This is a genomic window from Bacillus sp. FSL K6-1000 (assembly GCF_038630785.1).
GTDB classification, from domain to species: Bacteria; Bacillota; Bacilli; order Bacillales; family Bacillaceae; genus Bacillus; species Bacillus safensis.
The window spans coordinates 1,277,229-1,303,480 of the sequence record NZ_CP152042.1; the positions used below are offsets into that span (position 1 = coordinate 1,277,229).

General features: G+C 40.5%; 28 protein-coding genes, 1 pseudogene and 3 riboswitches. Of the genes and pseudogenes, 21 read left to right on the forward strand and 8 right to left on the reverse strand.

The window, feature by feature from the left end:
- The first annotated feature begins 143 nt into the window (after positions 1 to 143).
- Positions 144 to 542: a hypothetical protein gene (locus tag MHI46_RS06450; protein WP_342503178.1), complete on the forward strand. Its 399-nt coding sequence runs from the start codon at positions 144 to 146 to the stop codon at positions 540 to 542.
- 64 nt (positions 543 to 606) lie between these two features.
- On the opposite strand, the gene MHI46_RS06455 is transcribed toward MHI46_RS06450, so the two are convergent.
- Positions 607 to 1,470 carry a LysR family transcriptional regulator gene (locus MHI46_RS06455; protein ID WP_047202741.1) on the reverse strand — a complete coding sequence of 288 codons (864 nt, stop codon included), beginning with the start codon at positions 1,468 to 1,470 and terminating at the stop codon, positions 607 to 609.
- A gap of 209 nt (positions 1,471 to 1,679) precedes the next feature.
- Here MHI46_RS06455 and MHI46_RS06460 point away from each other — a divergent pair, with 209 nt between their 5' ends.
- The gene (locus MHI46_RS06460; RefSeq protein WP_081258444.1) at positions 1,680 to 2,051 is read left to right on the forward strand and encodes a cupin domain-containing protein; all 372 of its coding nucleotides are present in this window, start codon (positions 1,680 to 1,682) and stop codon (positions 2,049 to 2,051) included.
- Between the two features lie 128 nt (positions 2,052 to 2,179).
- On the opposite strand, the gene MHI46_RS06465 is transcribed toward MHI46_RS06460, so the two are convergent.
- Positions 2,180 to 2,509 (reverse strand): MerR family transcriptional regulator, encoded by a 330-nt coding sequence (locus tag MHI46_RS06465; RefSeq protein WP_342503179.1) that lies wholly within the window; start codon positions 2,507 to 2,509, stop codon positions 2,180 to 2,182.
- Between the two features lie 192 nt (positions 2,510 to 2,701).
- Between MHI46_RS06465 and MHI46_RS06470 the strand changes: the two genes are divergently transcribed.
- The 3 genes from MHI46_RS06470 to MHI46_RS06480 all read left to right on the forward strand — a co-directional run bounded on the left by MHI46_RS06470 (position 2,702) and on the right by MHI46_RS06480 (position 3,882).
- On the forward strand, positions 2,702 to 2,857 hold the full coding sequence (locus MHI46_RS06470; protein ID WP_099663201.1) for a hypothetical protein: 156 nt from the start codon (positions 2,702 to 2,704) through the stop codon (positions 2,855 to 2,857).
- A 38-nt stretch (positions 2,858 to 2,895) separates the two neighbouring features.
- Positions 2,896 to 3,060, forward strand: coding sequence for a hypothetical protein (locus tag MHI46_RS06475; protein WP_024426818.1), 165 nt, complete (start codon positions 2,896 to 2,898; stop codon positions 3,058 to 3,060).
- Positions 3,061 to 3,417: 357 nt separating this feature from the next.
- On the forward strand, positions 3,418 to 3,882 hold the full coding sequence (locus MHI46_RS06480; RefSeq protein WP_095408317.1) for a MarR family transcriptional regulator: 465 nt from the start codon (positions 3,418 to 3,420) through the stop codon (positions 3,880 to 3,882).
- Positions 3,883 to 4,123: 241 nt separating this feature from the next.
- Here MHI46_RS06480 and MHI46_RS06485 read toward each other — a convergent pair whose 3' ends face one another.
- A complete protein-coding gene (locus MHI46_RS06485) occupies positions 4,124 to 6,544 on the reverse strand; it encodes an EAL domain-containing protein (protein WP_064498364.1) in 2,421 nt (806 codons plus the stop codon).
- A gap of 246 nt (positions 6,545 to 6,790) precedes the next feature.
- On the opposite strand from MHI46_RS06485, the gene MHI46_RS06490 reads away from it, so the two are divergent.
- From MHI46_RS06490 to MHI46_RS06505, 4 genes and pseudogenes are all read left to right on the forward strand, one after another.
- Entirely contained in the window at positions 6,791 to 7,405 is a 615-nt protein-coding gene (locus MHI46_RS06490) for a DedA family protein (protein ID WP_039178042.1), read from the forward strand.
- Between the two features lie 77 nt (positions 7,406 to 7,482).
- A riboswitch (yybP-ykoY riboswitch) is annotated at positions 7,483 to 7,589 on the forward strand.
- Positions 7,585 to 8,476, forward strand: a pseudogene (locus MHI46_RS06495) (TerC family protein). Its footprint overlaps the riboswitch before it by 5 nt.
- Positions 8,477 to 8,691: 215 nt before the next feature.
- Positions 8,692 to 9,447, forward strand: coding sequence for an RNA polymerase sigma factor SigI (gene sigI, locus MHI46_RS06500; protein ID WP_039178045.1), 756 nt, complete (start codon positions 8,692 to 8,694; stop codon positions 9,445 to 9,447).
- Positions 9,444 to 10,622, forward strand: coding sequence for an anti-sigma factor domain-containing protein (locus MHI46_RS06505; protein ID WP_228279980.1), 1,179 nt, complete (start codon positions 9,444 to 9,446; stop codon positions 10,620 to 10,622). The genes sigI and MHI46_RS06505 overlap by 4 nt, the downstream gene beginning before the upstream one ends.
- A 39-nt stretch (positions 10,623 to 10,661) precedes the next feature.
- Here the strand turns inward: MHI46_RS06505 and MHI46_RS06510 are convergent, their stop codons facing one another.
- Positions 10,662 to 10,856 carry an alpha/beta-type small acid-soluble spore protein gene (locus MHI46_RS06510; protein ID WP_024424662.1) on the reverse strand — a complete coding sequence of 65 codons (195 nt, stop codon included), beginning with the start codon at positions 10,854 to 10,856 and terminating at the stop codon, positions 10,662 to 10,664.
- Between the two features lie 123 nt (positions 10,857 to 10,979).
- Positions 10,980 to 11,696, reverse strand: coding sequence for a DUF1836 domain-containing protein (locus MHI46_RS06515; protein ID WP_039178049.1), 717 nt, complete (start codon positions 11,694 to 11,696; stop codon positions 10,980 to 10,982).
- 279 nt (positions 11,697 to 11,975) lie between these two features.
- On the opposite strand from MHI46_RS06515, the gene htpX reads away from it, so the two are divergent.
- The 5 genes from htpX (at position 11,976) to MHI46_RS06540 (ending at position 15,320) form a co-directional block, all read left to right on the forward strand.
- Complete coding sequence (gene htpX / locus MHI46_RS06520; protein WP_144464785.1) at positions 11,976 to 12,875, forward strand: protease HtpX; 900 nt, start codon at positions 11,976 to 11,978, stop codon at positions 12,873 to 12,875.
- A gap of 145 nt (positions 12,876 to 13,020) precedes the next feature.
- Positions 13,021 to 14,367 carry a TrkH family potassium uptake protein gene (locus MHI46_RS06525; protein WP_342503180.1) on the forward strand — a complete coding sequence of 449 codons (1,347 nt, stop codon included), beginning with the start codon at positions 13,021 to 13,023 and terminating at the stop codon, positions 14,365 to 14,367.
- A gap of 97 nt (positions 14,368 to 14,464) precedes the next feature.
- Positions 14,465 to 14,983: a YetF domain-containing protein gene (locus MHI46_RS06530; RefSeq protein ID WP_039178055.1), complete on the forward strand. Its 519-nt coding sequence runs from the start codon at positions 14,465 to 14,467 to the stop codon at positions 14,981 to 14,983.
- A 6-nt stretch (positions 14,984 to 14,989) separates the two neighbouring features.
- Entirely contained in the window at positions 14,990 to 15,154 is a 165-nt protein-coding gene (locus MHI46_RS06535; protein ID WP_087975542.1) for a hypothetical protein, read from the forward strand.
- Positions 15,147 to 15,320 carry a hypothetical protein gene (locus MHI46_RS06540; RefSeq protein ID WP_189292461.1) on the forward strand — a complete coding sequence of 58 codons (174 nt, stop codon included), beginning with the start codon at positions 15,147 to 15,149 and terminating at the stop codon, positions 15,318 to 15,320. The genes MHI46_RS06535 and MHI46_RS06540 overlap by 8 nt, the downstream gene beginning before the upstream one ends.
- A 27-nt stretch (positions 15,321 to 15,347) precedes the next feature.
- Here the strand turns inward: MHI46_RS06540 and MHI46_RS06545 are convergent, their stop codons facing one another.
- The gene (locus MHI46_RS06545) at positions 15,348 to 16,367 is read right to left on the reverse strand and encodes an acyltransferase family protein (protein ID WP_342503181.1); all 1,020 of its coding nucleotides are present in this window, start codon (positions 16,365 to 16,367) and stop codon (positions 15,348 to 15,350) included.
- A 293-nt stretch (positions 16,368 to 16,660) separates the two neighbouring features.
- On the opposite strand from MHI46_RS06545, the gene MHI46_RS06550 reads away from it, so the two are divergent.
- From MHI46_RS06550 to MHI46_RS06560, 3 genes are all read left to right on the forward strand, one after another.
- Entirely contained in the window at positions 16,661 to 18,871 is a 2,211-nt protein-coding gene (locus MHI46_RS06550) for a PAS domain-containing sensor histidine kinase (RefSeq protein ID WP_039178058.1), read from the forward strand.
- A gap of 1 nt (position 18,872) precedes the next feature.
- Positions 18,873 to 19,364 carry a methylated-DNA--[protein]-cysteine S-methyltransferase gene (locus tag MHI46_RS06555; RefSeq protein ID WP_058838968.1) on the forward strand — a complete coding sequence of 164 codons (492 nt, stop codon included), beginning with the start codon at positions 18,873 to 18,875 and terminating at the stop codon, positions 19,362 to 19,364.
- A gap of 89 nt (positions 19,365 to 19,453) precedes the next feature.
- Positions 19,454 to 19,591, forward strand: a complete 138-nt coding sequence (locus MHI46_RS06560) for a hypothetical protein (RefSeq protein WP_186304662.1) — start codon at positions 19,454 to 19,456, stop codon at positions 19,589 to 19,591.
- A gap of 24 nt (positions 19,592 to 19,615) precedes the next feature.
- Here the strand turns inward: MHI46_RS06560 and mtnA are convergent, their stop codons facing one another.
- Positions 19,616 to 20,677, reverse strand: a complete 1,062-nt coding sequence (gene mtnA / locus MHI46_RS06565; protein ID WP_212052109.1) for an S-methyl-5-thioribose-1-phosphate isomerase — start codon at positions 20,675 to 20,677, stop codon at positions 19,616 to 19,618.
- Between the two features lie 6 nt (positions 20,678 to 20,683).
- Positions 20,684 to 21,877 (reverse strand): S-methyl-5-thioribose kinase, encoded by a 1,194-nt coding sequence (gene mtnK, locus MHI46_RS06570; protein WP_260775877.1) that lies wholly within the window; start codon positions 21,875 to 21,877, stop codon positions 20,684 to 20,686.
- A 79-nt stretch (positions 21,878 to 21,956) separates the two neighbouring features.
- A riboswitch (SAM riboswitch) is annotated at positions 21,957 to 22,116 on the reverse strand.
- A gap of 163 nt (positions 22,117 to 22,279) precedes the next feature.
- Here mtnK and MHI46_RS06575 point away from each other — a divergent pair.
- The 4 genes from MHI46_RS06575 to MHI46_RS06590 all read left to right on the forward strand — a co-directional run bounded on the left by MHI46_RS06575 (position 22,280) and on the right by MHI46_RS06590 (position 26,236).
- Entirely contained in the window at positions 22,280 to 23,470 is a 1,191-nt protein-coding gene (locus MHI46_RS06575) for a pyridoxal phosphate-dependent aminotransferase (protein ID WP_212052105.1), read from the forward strand.
- A 44-nt stretch (positions 23,471 to 23,514) separates the two neighbouring features.
- Positions 23,515 to 23,616, forward strand: a riboswitch (SAM riboswitch).
- Positions 23,617 to 23,718: 102 nt separating this feature from the next.
- Positions 23,719 to 24,939 carry a 2,3-diketo-5-methylthiopentyl-1-phosphate enolase gene (mtnW, locus tag MHI46_RS06580; RefSeq protein ID WP_058838972.1) on the forward strand — a complete coding sequence of 407 codons (1,221 nt, stop codon included), beginning with the start codon at positions 23,719 to 23,721 and terminating at the stop codon, positions 24,937 to 24,939.
- A complete protein-coding gene (locus MHI46_RS06585) occupies positions 24,939 to 25,634 on the forward strand; it encodes a 2-hydroxy-3-keto-5-methylthiopentenyl-1-phosphate phosphatase (protein ID WP_342503182.1) in 696 nt (231 codons plus the stop codon). The genes mtnW and MHI46_RS06585 overlap by 1 nt, the downstream gene beginning before the upstream one ends.
- Positions 25,598 to 26,236, forward strand: a complete 639-nt coding sequence (locus MHI46_RS06590) for a methylthioribulose 1-phosphate dehydratase (RefSeq protein ID WP_047202786.1) — start codon at positions 25,598 to 25,600, stop codon at positions 26,234 to 26,236. The genes MHI46_RS06585 and MHI46_RS06590 overlap by 37 nt, the downstream gene beginning before the upstream one ends.
- Positions 26,237 to 26,252: the final 16 nt, after the last annotated feature.

Consider the following 26,252-nt stretch of genomic DNA (forward strand, 5'->3'; position numbering starts at 1 on the left):
ATACTGTAAAAAAGGTAGACAAAGGACCATCCTTTGTCCACAACCTAAGACTGTAAAACATGATGTTTTACAGTCTTTTTTGTATAAAGATTGCATATAGCGCTTCCATCCTTTACATTTTAAGGAGAAGGTGGGAGAGAAATATGAAGAAGTTCTTATTCATTTTGATGTGTATGCTTTTGCTGAGTGCATGTCAAAGGGAAGACGAGGGGAAAGACCGGAGGCTAGTGGCGGCAGAGCATATGCTTGAAGCCATCACCGAAGGAAATAAAAGAAAAATGGAAGAAGTCTACGTCGAAGGTGCGGTCCCGAGCCCGAATGATATTCTGAAACTGAAAAAAGAATGGGGCATAGACACGCTTTCTTATGAGGATTTTCATTTGGAAGAAGCCAGCATTCATGTGTTCCATGCGAATTATGAAGATGCAAAAACCGGGAAGAAAAAGGCACTTGCCCTTCGGGTGAAAGAAGATCCAGAAAGAGGCGGTGTGCGAATTGACTTTGTAGGGGTTGTTGAAGGGTCTGAGGCATCCTCTAAATAAAAGTCAAGGTATATTTAAAAGGATAGAAGAGCTGACAAAAATTAGCTCTCCTATCTTTTTTTTATCACAAATCAGTTATACCCATTAACTCCATAAAGTGTGAGAGGGCACTGGTCATGTAAGAATCGCGGCGCCTTATAAACACAGTGGGTACTATTCTATGTGGCTCCGGTAATGGATGACAGGTAAAGCCGCCTTGCACCCGGGATTCAACCATAGATTTTGGTAATACGGTAACTCCCAGGCCGTTTTCAACGCATTTAAGCACGCCCTCTAAAGTACCATATTCCATTACCTTCATAGGAGGATAACCGCTGCTCTCTAGCCATTGCTGCCAACGGCCTAAATAGATGCAATGAGCGAATGACGAGAGCAATGGTTCGTGTAAAATTGATTCTACCTGGAATTGCTCCGAGGAGTAGCTTGTAATCAGGACCAGGGATTCGTCCAATACAGGATACTCCATAATTTCCGGATGAAGAATGGGCCCATCTACCAATGCGCCGTCTACCTTGTAGTTAAGAATGGCGTTAACTTGATCTACTGTAGGTGCCATATACATACTCAATTCTACTTGTGGAAAATTCTTATGATATTCGGCAAAAATCTTTGGCAATCTTGTAGAAGCGGTTGACTCTATAGATCCAATGTGTAAAGTTCCCCGCGGAGTAGAGGAAAGCTTTACTGCTTCTATCGCTTCTTCGAAATCGTAGAGTAATTTGTTTACATAGGGCAATAGTTCGCGTCCTGCAGGTGTTAAAGATATCTTCTTATGATATCGATAGAGAAGAGGAACTCCTAATTCTTGTTCAAGACGTTGGATTCGTGCAGTAACATTGGACTGCACATAATTCAATTTCTGTGCCGCTTTTGTGATGCTTTGTTCAATTGCAACGGCTTTAAACACTTCCAAAGATTTAATATCCAAAATAACTCTCCTTTTTGCATCACAAATTGTGATCAACTATACATTATTTTTTGATTTTACGTGATCCAATGGAATAAGTAAACTTAAAGATATAAGAGGTTGATGCTAATTGTGTCCCTTGGTATCTGATCATGAGGAGGATGGTGAGGTAGGGAATTTTATCTAGGAAAAGAAAAACAAACGTTTCCAATGAATGAGGAGGGAATCTATTGATTTCAAAGACGAATGTCCAAGAGAAATTTTTGCAAATAAATGATTATTGGAATCCTAGAATAAGCGGAGAATTGAACGATTCATACATTAAGATGGTAAAAGTTAAAGGTGAATTCATTTGGCATCACCATGATGAAGAGGATGAAATGTTTTTTGTATGTAAAGGGAAGCTGGTCATCCGTTTCAGGGATAAAGAAATAGCTCTTAATGAAGGGGAGTTTATTGTGATTCCTAAAGGAATTGAACATCAGCCAATTGCTGAAGAAGAAGTTCATTTGCTATTAATTGAACCCAAAACGACGCTAAACACGGGGAATGTGGTCAATGAACGAACCGTTTCGATTCCTGAGCGAATCGATGAACACTAACTCGTTGCACTTAACAGGTGCGTTAGTTAAAAAAGAGGCAGCAATCGCTGTCTCTTTTTCATTCAGCAATTGCAACAATCAATACGAACAAAACTTTGATTTTAAAGAATAAGCGATTCTTTTTTTGTTTAACGATTTTTATACCGAAAGTGTGCATTAATCTGGCCTTCAAGCATTTTTTTCTTAAATTGTCCGCTTTTTAGCGTTTGTTCTTTTTTCTTCATGTCTTTTAAAATTTCAGCTGTCTGCACACCGTCTTCCCGTTTATTGGCGATGTCCATTAAACGTTCAACATCTGCAAAAGAATATTTCCGTGTGCCTCTTGTTGAGCGCTGGGGGTAAATGAGTTTACGTTCCTCATAATATCGGATTTGCCTGACGGAAAGCCCTGTTAACTCACTGACAATCCCGATTGAAATGACTTTTTTATCTTTATAAGATACATCTTCCTGCGTCATATACTCACCCCTGCAAGTCTTTTCTTCATATTATATAGAACGAGAAGTAAAAAAACCTATCGTTTGTTAGAAAATATAACACAAAAACGAAAAAAATGAAAAAACTATGGAAGGAAAGATAACAGATAATGTGCAATACATCTTACGCCGGCATATAATCATGGTGAGTTGACATAGGAGGAGGAGCATATAATGGAGCAAGCACAGATCATTCGTATGGCAAAAGAAATCATCGCATTAGATGTGAAGAGGGATGAATTGCTCGAGCAATTCATGCAGGCTGCAGGTCAGAATGCACATGCGCTTCTAAGAGCCATGCAAAATGATTTGTATAAGAGGTCTTCATAAGCACCCGATCCAAATCACTTAATAGGAGGGGATAATCGGTGCGGCGTATATTAAAAGAAGCTTTAGCAAAAGAAAGACATTATTATACGAAGCAGCTATGTTCATTGGGGGTTTACAGCCCTGATGCGGCCAAGAACATGACAATTAGTGACTTAAAAAAAGAGTATCATTTCTTTTTCAACAAAACAGAGCGCTGTTTGTAAAAATCCCTTGAAATGTGCGTATGTCACATAAAGGGTTCTTTTTTTGTGTTTAATATTATAGCAATATTGAATTTTGTAGAAATTTGGCGAATGAAGTGCAAGAAACCATAGATTCTTTACAGATTATGTTAAAGTGTGTCGCATCTTGATGGTTTGCTGAAAAAGCTTTTTTTCGAGATGATTGTGAAAAATAAGAAGGATTTTAAAAGTTTATATCGAAAACTTATACATAACACGAATGGAGTCACTTATGTGGTTGAAAGGGTTTTCAAAAACGTACTTCTATTTTTTACGAAAGGCTCCAACTGCACCGCAAGACAGCCTTGAAGTTAAAAAAATATTATAAGAGGTAGATATGTGATGAGACTATCGTTTAATGAAGAAGAAGTAGAACGCTCAATGACGCTTTACAAGGTTTTTGCAAGAGCATTTAAAAGCGTTTCAGAACACAGTATTAGAGACAGCAAAGAGCATGGGTTTAATCCAACTGAATTTGCCGTACTTGAATTACTGTACACGAGAGGTGCTCAAAAGCTTCAGCAAATCGGCTCAAGACTCCTGCTTGTCAGCGGGAATGTGACGTACGTAATTGACAAATTAGAACGAAATGGTTTCATTGAAAGAGAACAGGACCCCAAGGATAAACGTTCGGTTTATGCCCATTTAACGGATAAAGGGCGAAGCTATCTTGACAAGATTTATCCGATCCACTCTCTTCGGATTGCGCGTGCATTCTCTGGTCTGACGCGTGAAGAACAAGAGCAACTGATTAGTCTATTGAAAAAAGCAGGTATTCACAGTCAGCATTTATTATTTAGATAAAACGAAAAGGTGCCATGATTGGCACCTTTTCAATTGTGGACAAAGGGCTAAAGTGATCTTTATTTTAGCCCTTTGTCTTCTTCTCAGTTCTCAGCTCAGCGTGACAGAAAACCTTTGAAGTCTAGGAAGGACGAGTACCGGAGCGGAGCGAATTGAGCATTCGTGAGCACCGGAACGCAGGACTGACACCGAATGCGAGGGTTTGTCTGCACGCTGGAAGGTGCCATGATTGGCACCTTTTTTATGTATCAAGATGAGCCGGATAGGCGATGAATTTTTCGATATCGCTTGCTGGCAGCGGCTTGGCATAATAAAACCCTTGCAGGTCGTCACAGCCCTGGGCAGATAATAGCTGGGCCTGTGCAAATGTTTCAACACCTTCTGCTATCACTTCGAGAGATAATTGGTGTCCCATCGCTATAATAGCCCCTGTAATCTGTTCTGACTTTGAATCACTTAAAATATCCTCAATAAAGGATTTATCAATTTTCAGTCGATGAATAGGTAAATCCTTTAAATAGCTTAAGGAGCTGTGGCCTGTACCGAAATCATCAATACTAATGCGGACGCCAAGTTGTTTTAGCGATGTTAGCACTTGTTTTGATTGCTTGATATTGTCCATTGTCATACTTTCTGTGACTTCAAGCTCCAAGAGGGACGGTTTCAGGTCGTATTTTTTCAGTGTCAGCTTGATCAAATCAATTAAGTCTTCAGAATTGAATTGTTTCGCAGATAAATTCACAGCCACAGGGATCTTTAGCCCATCGTCATACCACCTTTTTGCCTGCTTACCAGCCGTATCAATGACCCATCTGCCAATATCGATGATCAGTCCTGATTCCTCTGCCAGCTCAATAAAAGCCTCAGGTGACTTTAAGGAACCATCTGGTGCCTTCATTCTTAAAAGGGCTTCAACCCCAGTCATCTGTCTTGTTTTGGCACTGACTTGCGGCTGGTAGTGAAGGACAAATTGTTCTCTTTGAATGGCATCCCTCAGCTCTAGCTCCCGGTTTAACCTGTCCTCACTCAATCTTTCCATGGATTCGGTAAAGAACTCATAACGGCTTTGCTTATGTTTTTTGGATAAATACATGGCCATATCGGCTTTTCTCATCAGCTCCATTCCGTCTTTGCCATTTTGCGGAGAGATAGCGATCCCAATGCTGATCGATGTAATGAGTTGATGGTTCTGGATGAAAAAAGGACGTTCAAATTGATGAATGATATTTTTAGAAAATTGTTCGACTTTATATGTATCATGATCCATGTGAGGAAAGATCATTAAAAATTCATCGCCGCCAAGTCTTGCGATAAAGCCATTGTCCGGTAAACATTGTGTCAGTCTATTTGCGGCAGCTTTCAGCAGTAAGTCTCCGATGTTATGCCCAAGTGCATCATTAATAATTTTAAAACGATTTAAGTCAAGAAACAGAACCGCTGTTGATGTTTTTGACTTTTCTTGAGCGGAGAGAACATCATTTAAATGATTAATGCCGTGGCGGCGGTTAGGAAGCTCTGTTAATGCATCATAATGTGCCATCACATGAATTTCTTTTTCTGCTATCCGCTGCTGCGTTAAATCTTTTAAAACAAGATAAATGCTGTCGAGTGAATTGTTTACATGGACAGGTATGTAAGTGACATGATAATAATAAAAACGATCTGCTGCTTTCAGTTCTGCTTCGCGTGTAATGGCTTTTTTTGACTGAGAAATAAATTCTTCCCACAATTCAGTAGGCATCACATATTGGCTGACATCATCACCAATCTTAGAATTGCACAACTCTAAGATTTGTTTACCTGAGTCATTTGCAGAAAGCACCTTTCGATGGACAGATAACACGATAATACCGTCTATATTATGCTTGATCAGCGATTGAAACCGCTGTTCATTTTCCTTCAGCTGATCTGACTGTGTCATGATCCGGTGATCAATATAGGCACCAAAGATCATCAGCGTTTGGACAATCAGTGTCATCAATCCTATGAAAAGCGACAGGCTGAATGGCGACATTTCAAAAAAACCACCTTCAGCGGTCTGTCCATTTGTATGATAAAACATGGTAGAGGCAGCCATACCAGTATAATGCATACCTGCTATAGCACCGCCCATCAACATTGAACCAAGACCCTTTAAAAGATAATTCTCCCGTTTACTTTTAGTGCGGTCAACACGAAAGAAGAGCTTCAGTGAGAAGTAGGAGGTAATGGCAGCAATGAAAAACGAAAGAAAAAAGAGGACTGGATCATAGCTGATTGAGACATTGGCCATTGATTCCATTCCAAGATAATGCATGCTGCAAATAGCTGAACCCATGGTGATTGAACTAATGAGCAGCCGTCTTCTAGAGAGCTGCTTTTGAATGCATATTGAAAAAGCGATCAAGGATCCGATAAATGAGGCCAAAATCGATAAAATCAGTAAGTATGTATCATATGTGATGCCAACACGCATTTGAAATGCCATCATGCCAATAAAATGCATCGACCATATCCCCATTCCCATGATCATTGCACCAATGAGCAGCCATACCTTTTTCTTTGCACCGCTTGATTGTGCTACCCTGCTGGCTATATGAAGAGCTGAGTAGGAGGCAACAGCGGCGACAGCGATTGACAGAAAGACAAGCCATCCATTGTAGCTTCCTGTTAAATGGGTCATGTAAGAAAACCTCCAGTACTTTAAAACAGACATATACTTAATATATCGGATCGAACGGCTTCTGTGTTCACCTTTCCTTCACTTAAATACAATAATCAACGTTTTTTTCACCCTTCTTTTATAGTAAAATCAAATTTAATGTAAAAAAACGACGAAAAGCGAATCGTTTCTTCGGTTTTATTCGTTTAATATATGGTGTGATTCTAAAAGAGATAGAATCAGTCAAATGATTATGTTTGAAAGGGATTGATAAACATCGAAGATTTTATTATTTCTTTAGCTGATGCCTTTAAGAACTTGTCATACTTTGGCATCTTCCTCGCATTATGCATTGAATTTGTACCTGCTGAAGTGGTTTTGCCTCTTGCGGGTTACTGGGTCTCAGAAGGGGACATGGCTTTTATCGGTGTTGTGGCGGCCGGCTCCATTGGCGGCGTGGCAGGTCCTTTGACCTTGTACTGGTTAGGACGTTACGGCGGCAGACCCTTTTTAAATAAATATGGAAAGTACTTTTTTATAAAACCTGAGTCGCTTGATAAATCGGATGCTTTCTTTGAAAAGCATGGTGGATTCGTCGCATTCAGCGGCCGGTTCATACCAGGGGTCAGAACACTTATCTCCATCCCGTGTGGCATTGCCAAGATGAATGTGTGGGTCTTTTGCCTGTATACGTTTTTGGCAATTACACCAATTACGTTTGTGTATGTGTATCTTGGATTTATGCTCGGAGAGAACTGGAAAGAGGTTGGCGCCATCTTAGATCCATATCTTTTACCAATTGGGATCGGTGTGGTGTTATTGTTTGTTCTCTACTTATTGCTAAAACGAAGAAAAAGAAAAACAGAAACGCCAACTGCCTAATCAATGGATCGAAGTGAATTTCACCTGTTGACAATCCAGTGTCTATTGATTAAGATATAAGTAATCTAAATATTCTAAATCCCGCCAAAGGGGAGTAGCGTCCGGTTTTTACCGGAAACAAAGTCGTCATTACATGGACTGATGTTCATCGGCTTTGTTGGCATGATTCTACATATCACATGTCTAGCAAGACCTTTGCCATTACAGGCAAAGGTCTTTTTTGCATTCATAAGCCTTTGTCTGTTGTGGGACAATAGATAAAAACAAGGAGGAATGATGATGGATGCAGCCATTATTTTAGAGTACGGGTGGGTTCTACTCGTACTGATTGGATTAGAAGGGATTTTAGCAGCTGATAACGCGCTGGTCATGGCCGTGATGGTCAAACACCTTCCTGAAAAACAAAGAAAAAAGGCACTGTTTTACGGACTTGCAGGTGCGTTTGTCATGCGATTTGGTTCTCTGTTTCTTATTTCGTTTTTAGTGGATGTATGGCAAGTTCAAGCCATTGGCGCAATTTATCTTCTTTATATTTCCATTCACCATATTTTAAAATCGCACGTATTTAAGAAAAAGGAAACTGAAACAAATATGAAACAAAGCGGCTTCTGGGCAACAGTCGTGAAAGTAGAGCTTGCCGACATTGCTTTTGCTGTTGATTCCATTTTAGCGGCCGTCGCTTTAGCTGTGACACTGCCGAAAACAAGTCTTCCGCAAATCGGTGGACTCGATGGCGGTCAATTTATTGTCATTCTTTTGGGCGGTATTATTGGTCTTGTCATTATGCGATTTGCAGCAACGGTCTTTGTGAAACTGCTCAAAACAAGACCGAGCCTAGAAACAGCAGCATTTGTCATTGTCGGATGGGTGGGTGTGAAGCTCACGCTTTATACACTGTCACATCCAGCCATTGGGGTCGTATCGTCTCATTTTATCCATTCAGCATTATGGAAAGTGATTTTCTGGACAGTGCTTCTCGCAATTGCAGCATTTGGCTGGTTTTTATCAAATCCATCAAGAAAAGGCGGGCAGGAAAACGAGGAGAAACAAGAGGCACGCCTGGGAGAGTAGGTTTTTTGAAAGAAATATCATTTCATTTTCATAACACGTATATTACAAATAAGGGGGAGATACCCCCTTATTTCTTTGCTTTTAGACGAAACATTGTAAAGTAGATGATGACATACATGTCATAATTGAGTAACAGGAAATGAATTCCTCATTTCTTCCTTTGCGCTTCCCTCATAAATTAGCTATCATAAATGAGTAATATAGGGAGAACTGAGGTGAAACCATTGCTTAGCCTTTTGTTTAAAAAAGGAAAGAAAAAGCAAACATTAGAGCAGTCGGCTATCAGTATTCAACAAGGTGATAGCGAACTGCAAAATGCATTAATAGAGCAATACAAACCATTTGTCGCTAAGACGGTTTCATCCGTTTGTAAACGATATATAGATGAAAAAGATGATGAATTCAGCATAGGCTTAATTGCCTTTAATGAAGCGATAGAAAAATACTCTGCCGAAAAAGGAAACTCACTGCTTGCTTTCGCAGAATTAATTATTAAAAGAAAAGTGATTGACTATATTCGTAAAGAAGCAAGAAATGCGCCAACGGTTCAAATGGACCTGCAAGAAAGTGAGAATGGCGAATACTCTCAAAGCATGATTGAAGCAGAGCTCTCTGCAAATGAATATAGGCGTTTAATTGAACAAGAACATAGAAGAGAAGAGATTGAACATTTTAAAGAACGACTGAAAGTATACGGTCTCACGTTTCAAGAGCTGCTTGAGCATTCACCAAAGCATGCAGATGCCAGGCAAAATGCCATTAAAGTAGCCCATACACTCGTTGAACACGATGAGCTGAGAACGATTTTATTTCAGAAAAAACAATTGCCGGTCAAACAGCTGGAAAAGCTAGTGGAAGTCAGCCGCAAAACGATTGAGAGAAATAGAAAATATATCATTGCGATGGCGATCATTATGACAGGTGATTATGTGTATTTGAAAGATTACCTTAAAGGGGTGCTTAATTCATGAGAAGAGGCATTATAGTAGAGAAAAACAAAAAATATGTCACGCTGCTGACCCCTGATGGACAATTTCTGCGGACAAAATATGAAGAGCAAAACTATGAAATCGGCCAAGAAGTGACATTTCCAAATGAATCACGTCTTGAAAGAAAAAGAGCCGGTTTTTTTGACCTGCTTCGTTTACGTCCTTTAAATGCAGGAATCCTATCAATAGCAGCGATTATTGTCGTAATTTTTACTATGATGCCATCTTTCTCAAGTCAAAAAGCATATGCGTATATGACAATTGACATTAACCCAAGCTTTGAGCTGAAGCTTGATCACAATTATCAAGTGATCGGTGTCACACCGCTGAATAAAGATGCGAAGCAAGTACTGGCGAGTATGAAGGATTTAGAAAAAAACGACATGACCAAAGTCGTGCAGGAAATTATAGATGACTGTGACAAAAAAGGATATGTGAACGACTCTAAAAGTATTTATATTTCAACCGTTTATGAAAACAAGCAGGACAATACATATAAAACAAACGTAAAAAGCAAAATTAATACCATTTCTGGTGAATATCAAAAACGCAATTATAAGCTGGAAGCTGTGGAAAGTGACCTGGAAACAAGGGAAAAAGCTCAAAAGGCAGGCATTTCAACAGGAACATATATTAGAAATCAAGAAATGCAAGACAAAGAACATGAAAATATCAAAAAGGATGAAGACGCAGCAGAGAACGATGCTGTGAAGGAAGAAGATCCTAAGAAACATGATGAAGAACAAGCAGATCAAGACAAACAAGAAGACGTAAAAATAGACGATAGCAAAGAGATGCAGCCAGATCAAGAGGCTCCAGAAGCTGAGGACAAAGAGCAGAAGGAAGCAGAGAGGGAAGAGCAAGGATCTGTTCAAAAGCCTCAAAAACCTGAGGATGAAAGCAAAGACAACAAAATAAAGGAAGAAAAGGTTCCTTCTTTCGATAAAGAGCAAAAAAAAAATCACTCAACTGATCGTGATGAAAGAAGACACTGGAACGGACCATCACGTGGTGATGCGGAAAAACACGCAAAAAAAAACGGCAGGGATCTGAACAATCCTTCCGCTGAACAAAAAAGAGAACAAGCAAAGCAAAAAGGGAAAGGTGCACCGTTTCCTTATCGCGAGAACAGGCATGAGCACACATATGAACAATAAAAAAACGCCAGAATAGCTCCGGCGTATTTCACCATGTCTTTATTTAGATTGATTGCCCATTTGTGATTGAGCTTGTTGAACGAGTCTTTTTGTGATTTCACCACCAACAGAACCGTTAGCACGTGAGACTGTATCTGAACCGAGAGTGACGCCAAATTCTTGCGCGATCTCGTATTTAAATTGATCTAAAGCTTGTTCTACTCCAGGAACAAGAAGTTGATTTCGATTTGCCATGTCATATTCCTCCTTTCACCTCATGTTTGTTGCGCCTTCTTATTTTGAAAAAAACGGCGTGCAATTATGCTGGCAATTGCTGTACAAAAAAGCCGAGGTGATGGAAGTCACCTCGGTTCTTATTTATCCCTTATTCAGCTGCAGCGTATTATACATCATTTCTTGAGCTGTGCTTTGCAAATGAGAAGTAAAGACAGAGAAGACGGTAGAACTGATAATTCCTTTAATCAAATGCCATTGGCTCTTCGTCAATTCTGTAAACTCGTCATGGAGCTTGTCTGTCTGCTCCTCGGTTATTTCTCGTAAATTTGTTTCCTTTAATGGAAATTGTGTATGGTGATAAATAAAATCAAGGACGTGCGCATATGCTTCATAAAAACGGATTGGACTAATAATATCATCTGTTCGATCTGTGATGGTGTTAAATAAGGCAGATAAGATCACACGAATGGTATCGAAGTCAAAAACTGACTTTAAATCCCTGACAATTAATAAAATAACGACCTGATCAATAGAGTATTTTTTGCCAAGCTCTGGATGGCCAATCATATCTTTAATATCACGTTTGATCCAATTTTGAATCGCCGTCGATTTAAGAGAAGTCAGCTCACACAAGTTGCCAAGCTCAACAATTTCATTTGTAGACAGACCATGCTCTGATTTTTGCTTCCGCCGTTCAAGCTTCTCAAAAAAAGACGGGATCTTTAATTCATCATAGTCATGATCCTTGCCATTTTTTACAGATAGTTTCAAAAGCTGAAGCGGAGTCAGATCTCCCTCTCCTTTTAGAGAATACAGAAGTCTTGTCATGTCAATTCTCGTTAATTTAAAAGTAACCATGTTCCACCTCATTTGTACGTCAAAACGTGATTATTGATCTAATTCAACATCATAGTCTCTTTTTGATGAAAATGCAAAATAAACTCAAAATCAAAGCCGGCGCGTCACAATTTGTTCACTTTTAAGCTGGAGCAAATGTCGTAAATATTGATGTGACGGGGCTTTAGCCGTTATGATAAACAGAGAAAGTGATTCCTTTTTCCTTGCAATTTGAGACGTTTATTTTTATAATTTTATTAATAAGTTCATTTGAACTTAATATGACAGCGGAGGTTATGTATGGGTAAGAGAATATTTCTGTTTATATTAACGAACATTCTTGTTATCACTACGATTGGTATTGTACTGTCGGTTATTAGTGCAGCAACTGGTGTTGGTTCTTATATAGGAGCAGACGGAAGACTTGATATCCTTTATCTTCTTGTATTCAGTGCAGTTGTTGGTTTTGTTGGCTCGTTTATGTCACTTGCAATGTCTCGTTGGATGGCAAAAATGATGATGGGTGTACGTGTGTTAAATCCAGAAAAGGATTCATTAACATATGATGAGCAGCAGCTTGTTGACCGCGTGCACAGACTTTCAAGAGCAGCAGGCCTTTCTAAAATGCCTGAGGTTGGTATTTATCAATCATCTGAAGTCAATGCATTTGCAACAGGTCCTTCGAAGAGAAGATCACTTGTTGCGGTATCAACTGGATTGCTTCATGAAATGGATGATGCAGCAGTTGAAGGTGTAATCGCCCACGAAGTCGCTCACGTTGCAAATGGTGACATGGTGACGATGACGCTGCTTCAAGGAATCGTCAACACGTTCGTTGTCTTCCTTTCAAGAATTGCGGCATGGATCGCAAGCCGTTTTGTTTCACGTGAAGAGCTTGTGCCGATTGTTCACTTTATCGCTGTGATTGTTTTCCAAATCATTTTCTCTATCCTAGGAAGTCTTGTCGTGTTTGCATATTCTAGACACCGTGAATTCCATGCAGACCGCGGCGGAGCCGACCTTGCGGGTAAAGATAAAATGATTCATGCGCTTCGTTCACTTGAGGCGTACACGTCAAGAATCAAAGATGATGATCAAACAGCAGTCGCTACGCTAAAAATCAGCGGTAAACGAAAAGCTTCTCTTTTCTCAACACACCCTGATTTAAACGAAAGAATCAGAAGACTGGAAGCAAAATAAGAAGGACGAAAAGACATTCTTTTACAGGATGTCTTTTTTCTTTTTGATGAAAAAGAAAATAAAGCATAAAATAGCTTTAAAATCATGTCTCTTTTCATTAAAATGATAAAGGTATTCGAAAAGATAGATAAAAGAAGGAATGACAATGAATCCTATAAAAAAGCTAATTGACCGGCTGTCAGCGTTTCAGTTGATTGCCCTTTATTATTTTCTTGCTGTAACCGTGTCGCTTATTCTTCTCAGCCTTCCAGTGGCTCATCAAGAGGGAGTCAAATGGACATTCATTGATGCCTTGTTTACAGCGGTGAGTGCTGTAAGTGTCACAGGACTGACTGTTGTCGACACCTCACAAACATTTAGTGTCACAGGGATGTGGATCCTTGCGTTTGTTCTGCAAATCGGAGGCATTGGCATTATGACGCTCGGTACCTTCGTATGGCTTGTCATGCGAAAAAGAATTGGGATTAAAGAAAGAAAACTTATCATGGCAGATCAAAACCAGAGCAATTTATCTGGAATTGTAAAACTAATGAAGCAGGTCTTATATTTAATTTTACTGATTGAGTTTGTCGGCGGGCTGATATTAAGCATGTATTTTCTCAAATATTATGATGTGCAAGGAGCTTTCTTACATGGCTTCTTCTCGAGTATTAGTGCGACAACCAATGGGGGCTTCGATATTACGGGGAGCTCGCTTATCCCTTACAAAGATGATTATTTCGTCCAGTTTATTACAATGCTGCTGATCATCTTTGGAGCGATTGGTTTTCCTGTGCTCGTGGAAGTGAAGGATTATTTGTTCAATCAGGACCGAAAGCACGCATCGTTCTCATTGTTTACAAAAATCACAACGCTCACGTTTGGCGGTCTTGTCGTTGTTGGAGCGCTTGGAATCTATGCACTTGAAGCCGGGTTTAGCTTCGTAGGGAAAAGCTGGCACGAAATCTTGTTTTACTCTTTGTTTCAATCGACTGCAACAAGAAGCGGGGGGCTGACAACGTTAGATATTACGCAGCTGACCGAACCGACGCTTTTATTTTTATGTATGCTCATGTTTATCGGGGCTTCCCCAAGCTCTGTGGGGGGCGGAATTCGGACAACTACGTTTGCCCTTAATTTACTCGCATTGTTTCATTATGCTAGGGGAAATAAGTCCATAAAAATCTTCAAGAGGGAGCTTCATCAAGCGGATATTAATAAATCCCTTATGGTGACCATGATGGCCTTTATTTTGGTTTTTGGCGCTACGTTCCTGTTATCCTTAACAGAGCATAATACACTTCTTGAAAATTTATTTGAAGTTTGCTCTGCTTTCGGAACAACGGGACTGTCGCTTGGGATTACCTCAGATCTCACTGTGTTTGGTAAATGTATCATCATGATTGTCATGTTTATTGGACGGATCGGTATTCCAAGCTTTTTATATTTAATCGGCCGAAGAGAAAGCGAAGCGAATTATCAATATCCGAAAGAGCGAGTCATCATTGGCTAAACAGCATTCAATTTGAATGCTGTTTTTTTATTTCCATTATCTAACTGGCTAAATCACATGGGATGTTCGCAATCTATAGGTAAGAGGTGAACGAGACGTGCTGGATGTGTTATGGAAAGCAATTGTCATGCTGCTAGTTGGTACCTTGCTGCTGAGAATAGCAGGGCCTAAATCCATTAGTCAATTAACTGTACAACAAACAGTGATTATGATTTCAATCGGATCGATTATTATCCAACCCTTTATTGAGCATAATTTACTTGAAACCATTTATGCAGCTACCATCTTTATTGTGGCACTTGTCATTATGGAAAAACTGTCGATTCAATCTGATTTCTTTGAAAAGTTGCTTTCAGGCAAATCGGTCGTGATTTTACAGGATGGCGAAATGCTTGATCATAAGCTGAAGAAAACAAGGCTCACAAGGGACGAATTTAGAATGCGTTTAAAGCAGCAAGGCATCACTGACATCAGCAGTCTCAAAAAAGCCACGCTAGAAGCCAATGGACAAATTGGCTATGAGTTAAAACCTGAGGAAAAGCCAGTGACGGTCAAGCAGATGAAGGAATTCCTTGACCAATTAAGAGAAGAACTAAACCTGCCAAAAAAGGACTGAATTCAGATGAAAAGAAAAGCAGCGAAAAATGAAGCATTAACAAATAATATGACGCCGACAGAAAGCATGGCGCATGATCAAGGACAAACCCAATTTGATGAACAATCAAGAGATCGTCAGGCAAACCGAAATTCTCATAAAGGGAAACAAGGGGGGGCATCTCGTGACTAAGAAGCATGTGAAGAGCAAAGAGATGAAGGACCATAAAAAGCCAATGGACCCAGATATTTTAGAAGAGGAATTTGGCAGTGAGCTTGGAGATATCAACAGCAGCAAATGGATTGATACGTTGATGAAGCCAAAGAAAGATGCTGCATGTAAGCAGAATAAGAAATAGAAAAAACGATCCAATAAGGATCGTTTTTTATTTGATATAACTCCCCTGCCTGCCGGTGATCGTTCGCATGAAGTTGTTCATTTTGAGCTCAATCACTGGCTGTGCAACGGTTTTAACAAAAGTGCTAGACAGGGTAAAGGTTAACAGAATGGTCAGCAGCAATAAAATAAGAACACTTGCTGCATTTAGCGCCCAGTCATCAAACCAAGTGGTTCTTAGCAGCTTGATCACAAAGCCATGTAATAAATAAACATATAACGTTCTTGTTCCCCATTTTGTAAAGAAGAAACGGCGTGTTGGAACTAATGCAAAGAAGCTGAATGTAGCACCAAATGTAAGCAAATACCATGCCATTCGTTTCATCGCCGCAATCATTCCTTCATCTCCTAGAGAAGCATACGACTTTGAGCCAAATAAGAAGGAATAATCAAATTCATAGAAGTAGCAAAACAGGAAGACAGCCATTAATACAAAAAGTGCTGCCAGTTTTCCTTTGCTTGTACGAATGAATTCAAAATGCTGCTTTTTTAAATAAAATCCAGCTAAAAACATAGGCAAAAAGACAAACGTACGTGATAAGCTGAGTGTATTGCTGATGCTGTCCACATAACCGACAAGTAATGCAATCGATAAACTGACGATCATTGCCCAGTGGAACGGCAGTTTTGAAAAAGGAATAAGTAGCAAATTCCAAAAGAATAAACTAATTAAAAACCATAAGGACCATTGCGGATCAATTGGATTTAAATTGGTTATGCTTTGATCCTGTAATAGGTAATAGTAAACCGAATAGATCACCTGAAAGATTAAATATGGGATGATCAGCTTAACGGCGACTTTTTTCATAAAGCCCGGTTTTCTAAACCCTTTTGCAAAAAAGCCAGAAACTAAAATAAAGGCGGGCATGTGAAAGGTATAAATAAACTTGTATAAATAGAGCATCCAGTCATTATCGTGAATGAATGATCGTAACAAATGACCAAAAACAACTAGAAAAATCAGAAGGAATTTTGCATTATCAAAATAACTATCTCGTGAAGATGCCATAACATCACCTTTCCTGCTCGATTTCAAACATAAATGTTCTAAGTGCACTGTTCCCTTATTTGCCCCATTCTAAAATACATTTTTGCTTAATTCGCTATTTGATGTGAAATTGTAGAACGGTTGTAAAAGAAGCGTAAGAAAAGTGAAATGTTATACAATCCTGTCATCCAAATGAAATAAATGAGACAGTCTTCGTGTAAAAAGTTATCTTTTTTTATGAGTCGAATGAAGGAACAATGAAAATATTGTAGAAATATTGTAGAGGAATGAGGCTGGAAAAGGAGTGTAAGAGAATGACTGAAACGCTCGATGGCAATAGATTAACCCCTGCAGGAGATATCAGAAAATTAGAAAAAGAGAACGAATATTTGCGAACTGAGTTGATGCAGCAAAAAATGCTGTTAAATAAGACGCTAGATGCCATTTTTATATTTGATCAACACCTCAACATCATCCAAGCCAACGAAGCAACATGCAGGCTTGTACAGACACCGAAGGAAGACCTCCTCAATAAATCCGTTCTAGATTTCCTATACGGCATCCCGAAAGATAAAGTTGAATGCTCACTCGATCTATTTTTTCGAAAAGGTACGTTAAAAAGAGAAATCTCCATTCAGCTTGAAAGTGGTGAAACAAAATACATTGAATTTGTTGCAGAGCATGACACCATGAATCAGCAATATATTGTGGTCATGCGAGACATTTCCTCCAAAAAAATATTAGAACGGGAACGCTCCATGAATGAACAGCTGTTCAAAGATTTGTTTGACCGGGCCATTGACGGGATGGTCATATTTGATCAGGATGGCTGCATGATTGATGCGAATCATTCTTTTTGTCAGAGCTTTGAGCTGCAAAAAACGGATTTAACCGACCGCTATTTACATGAATTTGTTGAAGGCGATAATCTTCCAGCTTTGCAGCATCTTTTAACGTCACTTAAAGAAACAGGGAAAGCAAAAGGGGAGCTTCCTGTTACCCTTCAATCTGGCCAGCAAAAATTATTCGAACTCACCATTACATCAAATGTGATGAGTGGTTTTTATATGTCCATAATGCGTGATATTACAGAAAAAAGACTGATGGAAGAGAAACTGTTAAAAAGTGAAGAACGCTTTAGAGAAATTTTCGAAAATGCAATGGATGCCATCATCATATGGGCGGATGATGGAGAGATTGTGAGAGCCAATGAATCAGCCTGCCGAATTTTTGAATTACCGATGCACTCGCTGATTGGCAAAAAACTTACCGACTTTCTCGTCAAATCTGATAAGAGATATAGACCAACAAGAAGACGTTATATCCGCAATCATGAAATAAGGGAAGAGCTATTGTTCAAAATGGCAAATGGGCAGTATAAAGAGCTTGAGTTTACATCAAAACATGCGGTATTAGAAGGACAGCACCTAACCATTTTACGTAATGTAAGTGATCGAAAAAGAATGGAGCAGGAGCTGCGCGAAAGTGAGCTCAAATTCCGTAAAGTATTTAATGGGTCAATGGACGGCATTGTTCTTTTTGATAATCAATACCGAATCATTGAAGTCAATCCATCTGCAAGCGAGCTGCTTCAATTGAAGGACGATCATTTAACAGAAATGAATCTTTTCCACATCCTTGCCCCTTATCAAATTGAAAATTTGGCTCAACCAGCCGAGGCGATGTCATTAGATGAAATGGACAATGAGGTTCCATTTGTACTGAACCATCCAGATCAGCGTATACTGGAGTTCTCTTTTAAACGCAACATTATCCATAATATGAATTTGGCTATCTTTAGAGATGTGACAGAGAGGAAGGAATTAGAAGAGCGGGTGAGAAAATCAGATACGCTTCATGTGGTCGGAGAGCTTGCCGCTGGCATTGCTCATGAGATTAGAAACCCGATGACAGCATTAAAAGGCTTCATTCAGCTATTAAAAGGAAATATAGAAGGAGAGTATTCGCTCTATTTTAATGTCATCACATCAGAGCTGAAAAGAATTGAATCCATCATCACGGAATTTTTGATTTTAGCGAAACCGCAAGCTATTGTATATGAAGAGAAAAATGTGGTGCAAATTGTGAAGGATACGATGGATCTCCTGCACGCACAAGCGAATCTTGGCAATGTTCAAATGCATCTCAATGTGCTGGACGAGATACCACTGATATATTGTGAACAAAACCAATTAAAGCAGGTCTTTATTAACATTTTAAAAAATGCAATTGAAGTCATGCCGCGCAAAGGAAATGTCTATGTGAGCATTCAGCGAAAGGGCGAGGAGCATATTGTCATTTCCTTGCGTGATGAAGGCTGCGGAATGGCAGAGGATAAGCTAAAGCGTCTAGGTGAGCCTTTTTATACAACGAAAGAAAGAGGAACTGGACTTGGGTTAATGGTTAGTTATAAAATTATTGAAGAGCATCAAGGAACCATTGAGGTAGAAAGTGAGGAAGGCGTAGGAACCGTCTTCCATCTCACGCTGCCACTAAGGCAGCAGAAACAAGAAGGAGAGCAGTAACGTGTATTATACCGTCTATCACGCACCCATCGGGGCATTATACATACTAGAAAAGGACGGTGCCATCATCGAGGTGATGTTTGATGATGAGCCGTTTTTAGCAAAAAAGCAGGCAGTGAATCTAAAGCAAGCAGATACGCCTGTCTTACAAGAAGCGAAAAAGCAGCTAGATGAATATTTCAAGGGAGAGCGTCGAGTATTCGATCTCCCGCTCAAGCAAATAGGTTCTCCGTTCCAAGAGCAGGTGTGGGGAGCATTGTCGGCCATTCCATATGGTGAATCAAAAAGCTATGCAGACATTGCAGAAGCGATAGGCAATCCCAAGGCTGTAAGAGCCATCGGACAAGCTAACAGACGAAATGCATTACCTATTTTTATTCCGTGTCACAGGGTGATTGGAAAAGACCGGTCTCTGACGGGCTATGCAGGATCGAAGACAGACATGAAAGCGGTCCTCCTTGAATTAGAAGGCATCCCATTTGTTCAAAAATAAATCGATTGACCTGTTCCGAATTTTTCCTAAGCGACATATCCTTTTATTAAGCTAAAAAAGTTGGTTGAGGGAAAAAGGAGGGCGCTGGCATGTTTTGGGGCAAAAAAGGTAAAGTGTATGCAGTTACGTCACTATGTGTCAAAATGAACGTTTTGACGGAAGAACAGAAAAAAGAAATCTTAACAAAAACGAATCAAGAAACAAAAAAGCGCGGTGCTCTTAAATGACAAGAACACGGCGCTTTTTTGCGATCATTGGGAGATGCTTTCGGCGAAAAGAGCATCAATCTCTTCTGCATAGTTCGATGTGATAATTCCCTTTTCTGTAATGATGCCTGAAATAAGATGATGAGGAGTGACATCAAAGGCGGGATTGAATACTTGAACATCGGGCGGTGCAATGGGGACACCGTTTAATTCCTTTACTTCCAGCGGGTCGCGCTCTTCAATTGGGATATCTGATCCGTCTCGGGTGGATACATCAAAGGTTGAAAGCGGTGCTGCTACAAAAAACGGAATGTGAAAATGCTTGGCTAGAACGGCAAGACCCAACGTTCCAATCTTATTCGCTGTATCTCCATTACGAGCGATACGGTCTGCTCCAACAATGACAGCAGAAATTTGCTTTTCTTTCATCGTATGGGCCGCCATGTTATCAGTAATGAGCGTCACATCCACGCCGCCTTGCATGAGCTCCCATGTTGTCAGACGAGCGCCTTGAAGAACAGGGCGTGTTTCACATGCATAAATGTGAAGGTCAAGATTTTTCTTTTTGGCTAAATAAAAGGGAGCAAGAGCTGTTCCGTACCGGCTCGTTGCGATGGAGCCTGCATTACAAATGGTCATGATACGGTCACCTGATTTAAAGAGCTGAAGTGCATTTTGGCCGATTTGTCTGCATGTTTCTTCATCTTCAATTTGAATTTGAATGGCTTCATGGACAAGATCTGTTTTAGCTGCATTCACTGACGCTGCACGCTGAATGCGCTGCAGCAGCCGGTCTAATGCCCAGGCAAGGTTCACAGCGGTTGGACGAGCACTGTTTAAATATTCTTTGATTCGAATCACTTCTTGTTTAAAAACATCGATTTCTTCTGTCTCAATGGCTTGCGCACTAAGCGCCAATCCAAATGCTGCTGTAATGCCAATCGCAGGTGCTCCGCGTACTTTTAATGTCACAATTGCATCATACACATCTTCTTTCGTATATAAATGCTCAAAGACGGTTTCGGTCGGTAATTTTTGCTGATTTAAAATGTGAATACGGTTTTCTTCCCATTCGACAGAACGGGGGACTTCAAATTCTTTTGACAAAACCCGTCACTCCTTTACAGATGGCTGGAATAATGCGACGAGGTCAGACGCTGTTTCCACTGCATGATATTGTTTGATAAATGTTTTTCCAAGTGTCAGTGCTGCTTTTTTCTGCTGAATCCGTCTAGTTGGTGATGGAATCGCATCAAGATCAGCGGCATGAGCAAGACCAATTGTTCGGCGGACAAGCTCACAGCCGGCAAAGCCTGTCGCTTCTTTTAAAATCCGATCAAACGTTGTTTCTAAAAAGCTGTCCGATACACTAAATGCTTCAATGCTGTCCTCTTTCCAAGCTTTTGTGAACACTTCTTCGAATGTTGCCCATACATTGACGACATGGTCAAAAAGGTGCTGCTGCTCGTGTTCATTCTCGCGAGATAAAGCATTCAGGAACAGATTGGCGATAAAGTGGCCGATATCGAATCCAAAGGGACCGTAAAACGCGAATTCTGGATCAATGATTTTCGTTTCAGTCTCATTTGCAAAAATACTGCCTGTATGAAGATCTCCATGAACCAATGTTTCAGCTGATGTCAGGAAGATACGCTTCAATTCTGCTGCTTTGGCTTGCAGCTCAAGATCTGCCCAAAGCGCTTCTGCTGATTCTCTTAATTCTTCTTCGAAGTCATTTGTTTCACTATCAAAGAAAGGGTCTGTGAAGACGAGTTTTTCTGTGATATCACACAGGTCAGGGTTCGTAAATTGCTTCACAAATTGTTTTTTGATTTTAGGATTTGTCGCAAAGTCAGATGTATAAAAAAGTGTTTTTCCTAAAAATTCTCCGACATGATCAGATAAATGCGGATATTGTTTTCCGGCAATTAGCCCTTTTCTGACGATTTCTAAGTGTGAGAGATCCTCCATGGCTGTCACTGCAAGAGCTGTATCCGAGTAATAGACCGCTGGTACGAGATGCGGCGCATATTCTGACTGTTTGATCAGGGCAGCACTTTCAATTCTTGCCCGGTCTAATGTAAGAGGCCAGCTCTCACCAACCACCTTTGCATAAGGCAGCGCCTGCTTGATGATCAATCCTTTTTCTTGTTTGTGATCATAAATATGAAAGACGTAATTTAAATTCCCGTCGCCGATTTCAGTACAAGTCAAATGACTGCTTTCTTGGATTAAGCCAAGTCTAATTGCGAGTGCAACTGCCGAGCTTTCTGTTAGTTCTTCATATGATGCCGTAAGTGTAACCAATTGCTTCCCCTCCAAATCATATAAAAAAGCCTCTTTCTCCTGAGAGAAAGAGGCTTGATGGTGTGTATGCTCAAAGCCTCTCTTATCTCTCAGCACATACGTCTGATGGAATTAGCACCGTGCCCTATAAGACAATTGTCTTGGCGCGTTACTTGCTGCGCCCCACTTCACAGTGGTATTAACGGTCGGTTGCTGTTGGGGTCAAAAGGCCAAATCCCTCGCCCAACTCTCGATAAGAGAAATCAATATGTAATTGTTTCGTGTCTGTTTGCATTTCTTAATTCAAGATATTATCAGAGCTGCACTTTACATGTCAATCTTTTTTCAAAATTGCTTTACAATTCATAAAACAATCCATTACAGTGATTGTATTGTTACGTAACTTGAATAGAAGGTGAAGAAATGGAATTCCAGCAATCAGATGTGTTGAAACAATTACCGAAACAATTTTTTGCGTCCCTTGTCCAAAAGGTGCAGAAAAAAGTGCAGGAAGGGGCAGATATCATTAATTTGGGGCAGGGAAATCCTGATCAGCCAACTCCTCCGCACATTGTAAAAGCCATGCAGGAAGCGGTAGCAAAACCTGAAAATCATCAATACTCCTCATTCCGTGGAACAGCGAAATTAAAAAAGGCCGCTGCCGCTTTTTATGAAAGAGAATATGGCGTTACGCTTGATCCAAAGACGGAAATTGCGATTTTATTTGGCGGGAAAGCAGGGCTTGTTGAGCTGCCTCAATGCCTGCTGAATCCGGGTGATACGCTTCTCGTCCCTGACCCCGGTTATCCTGATTATTGGTCAGGTGCTGTACTTGCTGGAGCTCATATGGTGACCATGCCACTTCTTGAAAAAAATGATTTTTTACCTGACTACGATTTGCTGCCTGAGGATGATAAGAAAAAGGCGAAATTAATGTACTTAAATTACCCCAACAATCCGACGGGGGCTACGGCAAGCCGTTCATTTTTTGAAAAAACCGTTACATTTGCGAAAGATCACAAGCTTTGTGTTGTTCATGATTTTGCATATGGCGGCATTGGGTTTGATGGGGAAAAGCCGATCAGCTTTCTGCAAGTAGATGGAGCGAAAGAGACGGGAATAGAAATTTACACATTGTCTAAAACGTACAATATGGCAGGGTGGAGAGTAGGATTTGCAGCAGGTAATCCGTCTGTTATTGAAGCGATTGAGCTTTATCAGGATCATTTGTTTGTCTCGTTGTTTAAAGCCACGCAAGATGCAGCAGCGGAAGCCCTATTAAGCGATCAAACGTGCGTACGGGTGCAAAATGACCGATATGAGAAAAGACGGAATGTGTGGATAGCTGCCTGCAAAGAAATTGGCTGGGAAGTCAGTGCTCCAAAGGGATCATTTTTTGCTTGGTTAAAGGTGCCAGAAGGATATACATCTGAAGCCTTTTCTGATTTATTATTAGAAAAAGCGCATGTTGTTGTAGCGCCAGGTAATGGCTTTGGTGCTCACGGTGAAGGGTACGTGAGAGTAGGGCTTCTAACAAGCGAGGAGCGGTTACAAGAAGCTGCTCAGCGCATCGCTGCCTTGAAGCTGTTTGAAAAAAAGCCATTGACAACATAAAAAAATGGTGCGATAATTCAGGCAATATTTAAGAAAATTGAATATTCTTATCAAGAGTAGGCAGAGGGACTAGCCCAATGAAGCCCGGCAACCGACTTCCATGAAGCACGGTGCTAATTCTTGCAGCAAGCGCTGAGAGATAAGATTCGGATGAATAACACGAAATAACCTCTTTAAGGCGCTCAAGAAGCACTTGAAGAGGTTTTTTTATTGAACATATGCATGATGCAATCGAAAGGGGATTCCTAGTGAGTGAATTACTGGCAACATACGTATTAACACATCGAGAGGATGAACAAATAAATCGAAAAGCGGAGCAGATCGCGCTTGGTTTAACAGTTGGATCATGGACGGATTTGCCTCAGCTCAAAAAGGAGCAGCTTCAAAAGCATAAAGGCCGAGTTGAAAAAGTATTAGAAAAGGCTGCTCCAGCCGAAAATGGCCTTTATCAATCAGAGGTGACCATTGCTTATCCTGAGGCAAACTTTTCAGCAGATTTACCAGCTGTTTTCACGACGATTTTTGGAAAGCTTTCACTAGACGGAAAAGTGAAGCTAGTCGATATCCAATTTTCTGAAGAATTTAAAAAAAGCCTGCCAGGACCGGCATTTGGAATTGATGGCATACGAAATAAGGTAAATGTATTTGATCGTCCATTATTGATGAGTATTTTTAAAGGTGTTATCGGCCGTGATATGCAGGATTTAAAAGAGCAGCTCCGTTTACAGGCATTAGGCGAGGTTGACCTCATCAAAGACGATGAAATTTTATTTGAAAGTCCATTAGCTCCTTTTGAAGAGCGAATCAAAGAAGGAAAAGAGATTTTAAAAGAAACCTATGAAGAGACAGGACACCGCACGCTGTATGCTGTCAATTTAACGGGCAGAACCTTTGACCTGAGGGATCGAGCGAGAAAGGCCGCTGAACTTGGAGCAGATGCGCTCTTATTCAATGTCTTTGCTTACGGTCTTGATGTCATGCAAAGCTTAGCTGAGGATCCAGATATTCCACTGCCTATTATGGCGCATCCCGCAGTGAGTGGTGCATTGACATCCTCTACTGAATATGGATTCTCGCATTCTCTTCTTTTAGGCAAATTAAACCGATATGCTGGCGCTGATTTGAGCCTCTTTCCCTCACCTTATGGATCGGTTGCACTTCCGAAAAAGGATGCCCTTGGAATCTATGAAGCTTGCGTGAAAGAGGATACGGTTCAAAAAACATTCCCTGTCCCGTCAGCAGGCATTCATCCAGGAATGGTTCCAGTATTGATCAAAGATTTTGGAATTGATCATGTGATTAACGCAGGTGGAGGCATTCACGGACATCCGCGGGGAGCCATCGGCGGAGGGAAGGCATTTCGTTCGATCATTGATGCCGTTATACAGGAAGAGTCTATCCAAGATAAGGCGGCTTCCTGCCAAGACTTAAAAGCGGCACTTGATCTTTGGGGAAGGGTAGCAGAATAATGAAAAAACCAATTGTGTGTTGTGATTTTGATGGAACAATTACAAAAAATGATAATATCATCCGCATCATGAAACAGTTTGCACCGAGTGAATGGACGAAACTGAAGGATAGTGTCCTGTCAAAGGAAATTACCATTCAAGAAGGCGTCGGGCAGATGTTTCAATTACTGACAAGTGATCAGAAGGAAGCCATTCAATCATTTATTTTAGAGGATACAGAGATTCGAGAAGGATTTAAGGAATTTGTCGATGAGGTAAAAAAAGCAGACATTCCTTTCTATGTACTTAGTGGGGGGATGGACTTTTTTGTCTACCCCATCCTCGAAGGCATTGTCGATCGAGACGATATTTATTGCAATCATGCATCATTTGGGGAAGAGCATATTCAGATTGAATGGCCGCATGCCTGCGATACGCAATGTCAAAATGGATGCGGATGCTGCAAGCCCTCAATCATTCGAAACCTGACTCATGAGGATGATTTCATCATCATGATCGGAGATTCAGTGACTGATGTGGAGGCGGCGAAACATGCAGATCTTACGTTTGCGCGCGACTACTTGCTCAATGAATGTCAAGAGCTCGGGCTCGTACATAAGGAGTTTGACACATTTGTTGATCTACACGCGCAATTTGTTCAAATAAAGGAAGTGAAGGAATGGCAGACGCAAAGAGCAAATGCTGGCAGGAGCTAGCAGACGTTAAACGTGAACTGGCCCAAAGAGACTGGTTTTTCGGAACAAGCGGTAATTTATCGATCAAGGTGTCGGATGATCCAATCACGTTTTTGGTGACGGCAAGCGGCAAAGATAAACGAAAAGAAACAAATGAAGATTTTGTGCTAGTAAATGCGGCAGGCCAGCCCCATGATCCGAACGAGACGCTTAGGCCATCAGCTGAAACACTGCTTCACACGTACGTGTATGAACGGACGAAAGCAGGCTGCTGTCTCCATGTCCACACCATTGATAATAATGTGATGTCAGAGCTGTATGGGGATAAGGGAGAGATTCGTTTTAAAGGCAACGAAATCATCAAAGCGCTTGGTTATTGGGAAGAGGATGCAGAAGTGTCGATTCCGATTATTGAAAATCCAGCTCATATTCCGCATCTTGCAGAGCAATTTGCCAAACATCTGACACTAGAGGCGTCATCTGGTGCTGTACTCATTCGCAATCATGGCATCACGGTCTGGGGAAAAACAGCCTTTGAAGCAAAACGAGTATTAGAAGCATATGAATTTTTATTTAGCTATCACTTAAAATTAGCGCTGTATCAACAGCAGCTTGTAAGATAAAAAGGAGGAAAAGCAC

Coding starts and splice junctions, on each gene's coding strand:
- htpX (WP_144464785.1), top strand. CDS start 11,976: ATGGGTAAGAGAATATTTCTGTTTATATTAACGAACATTCTTGTTATC.
- MHI46_RS06450 (WP_342503178.1), top strand. CDS start 144: ATGAAGAAGTTCTTATTCATTTTGATGTGTATGCTTTTGCTGAGTGCA.
- MHI46_RS06585 (WP_342503182.1), top strand. CDS start 24,939: ATGAAAAAACCAATTGTGTGTTGTGATTTTGATGGAACAATTACAAAA.
- MHI46_RS06535 (WP_087975542.1), top strand. CDS start 14,990: ATGAAAAGAAAAGCAGCGAAAAATGAAGCATTAACAAATAATATGACG.
- MHI46_RS06525 (WP_342503180.1), top strand. CDS start 13,021: ATGAATCCTATAAAAAAGCTAATTGACCGGCTGTCAGCGTTTCAGTTG.
- MHI46_RS06560 (WP_186304662.1), top strand. CDS start 19,454: ATGTTTTGGGGCAAAAAAGGTAAAGTGTATGCAGTTACGTCACTATGT.
- MHI46_RS06590 (WP_047202786.1), top strand. CDS start 25,598: ATGGCAGACGCAAAGAGCAAATGCTGGCAGGAGCTAGCAGACGTTAAA.
- MHI46_RS06485 (WP_064498364.1), bottom strand. CDS start 6,544: ATGACCCATTTAACAGGAAGCTACAATGGATGGCTTGTCTTTCTGTCA.
- MHI46_RS06550 (WP_039178058.1), top strand. CDS start 16,661: ATGACTGAAACGCTCGATGGCAATAGATTAACCCCTGCAGGAGATATC.
- MHI46_RS06465 (WP_342503179.1), bottom strand. CDS start 2,509: ATGACGCAGGAAGATGTATCTTATAAAGATAAAAAAGTCATTTCAATC.
- MHI46_RS06505 (WP_228279980.1), top strand. CDS start 9,444: ATGAGAAGAGGCATTATAGTAGAGAAAAACAAAAAATATGTCACGCTG.
- MHI46_RS06510 (WP_024424662.1), bottom strand. CDS start 10,856: ATGGCAAATCGAAATCAACTTCTTGTTCCTGGAGTAGAACAAGCTTTA.
- MHI46_RS06470 (WP_099663201.1), top strand. CDS start 2,702: ATGGAGCAAGCACAGATCATTCGTATGGCAAAAGAAATCATCGCATTA.
- MHI46_RS06515 (WP_039178049.1), bottom strand. CDS start 11,696: ATGGTTACTTTTAAATTAACGAGAATTGACATGACAAGACTTCTGTAT.
- MHI46_RS06575 (WP_212052105.1), top strand. CDS start 22,280: ATGGAATTCCAGCAATCAGATGTGTTGAAACAATTACCGAAACAATTT.
- MHI46_RS06545 (WP_342503181.1), bottom strand. CDS start 16,367: ATGGCATCTTCACGAGATAGTTATTTTGATAATGCAAAATTCCTTCTG.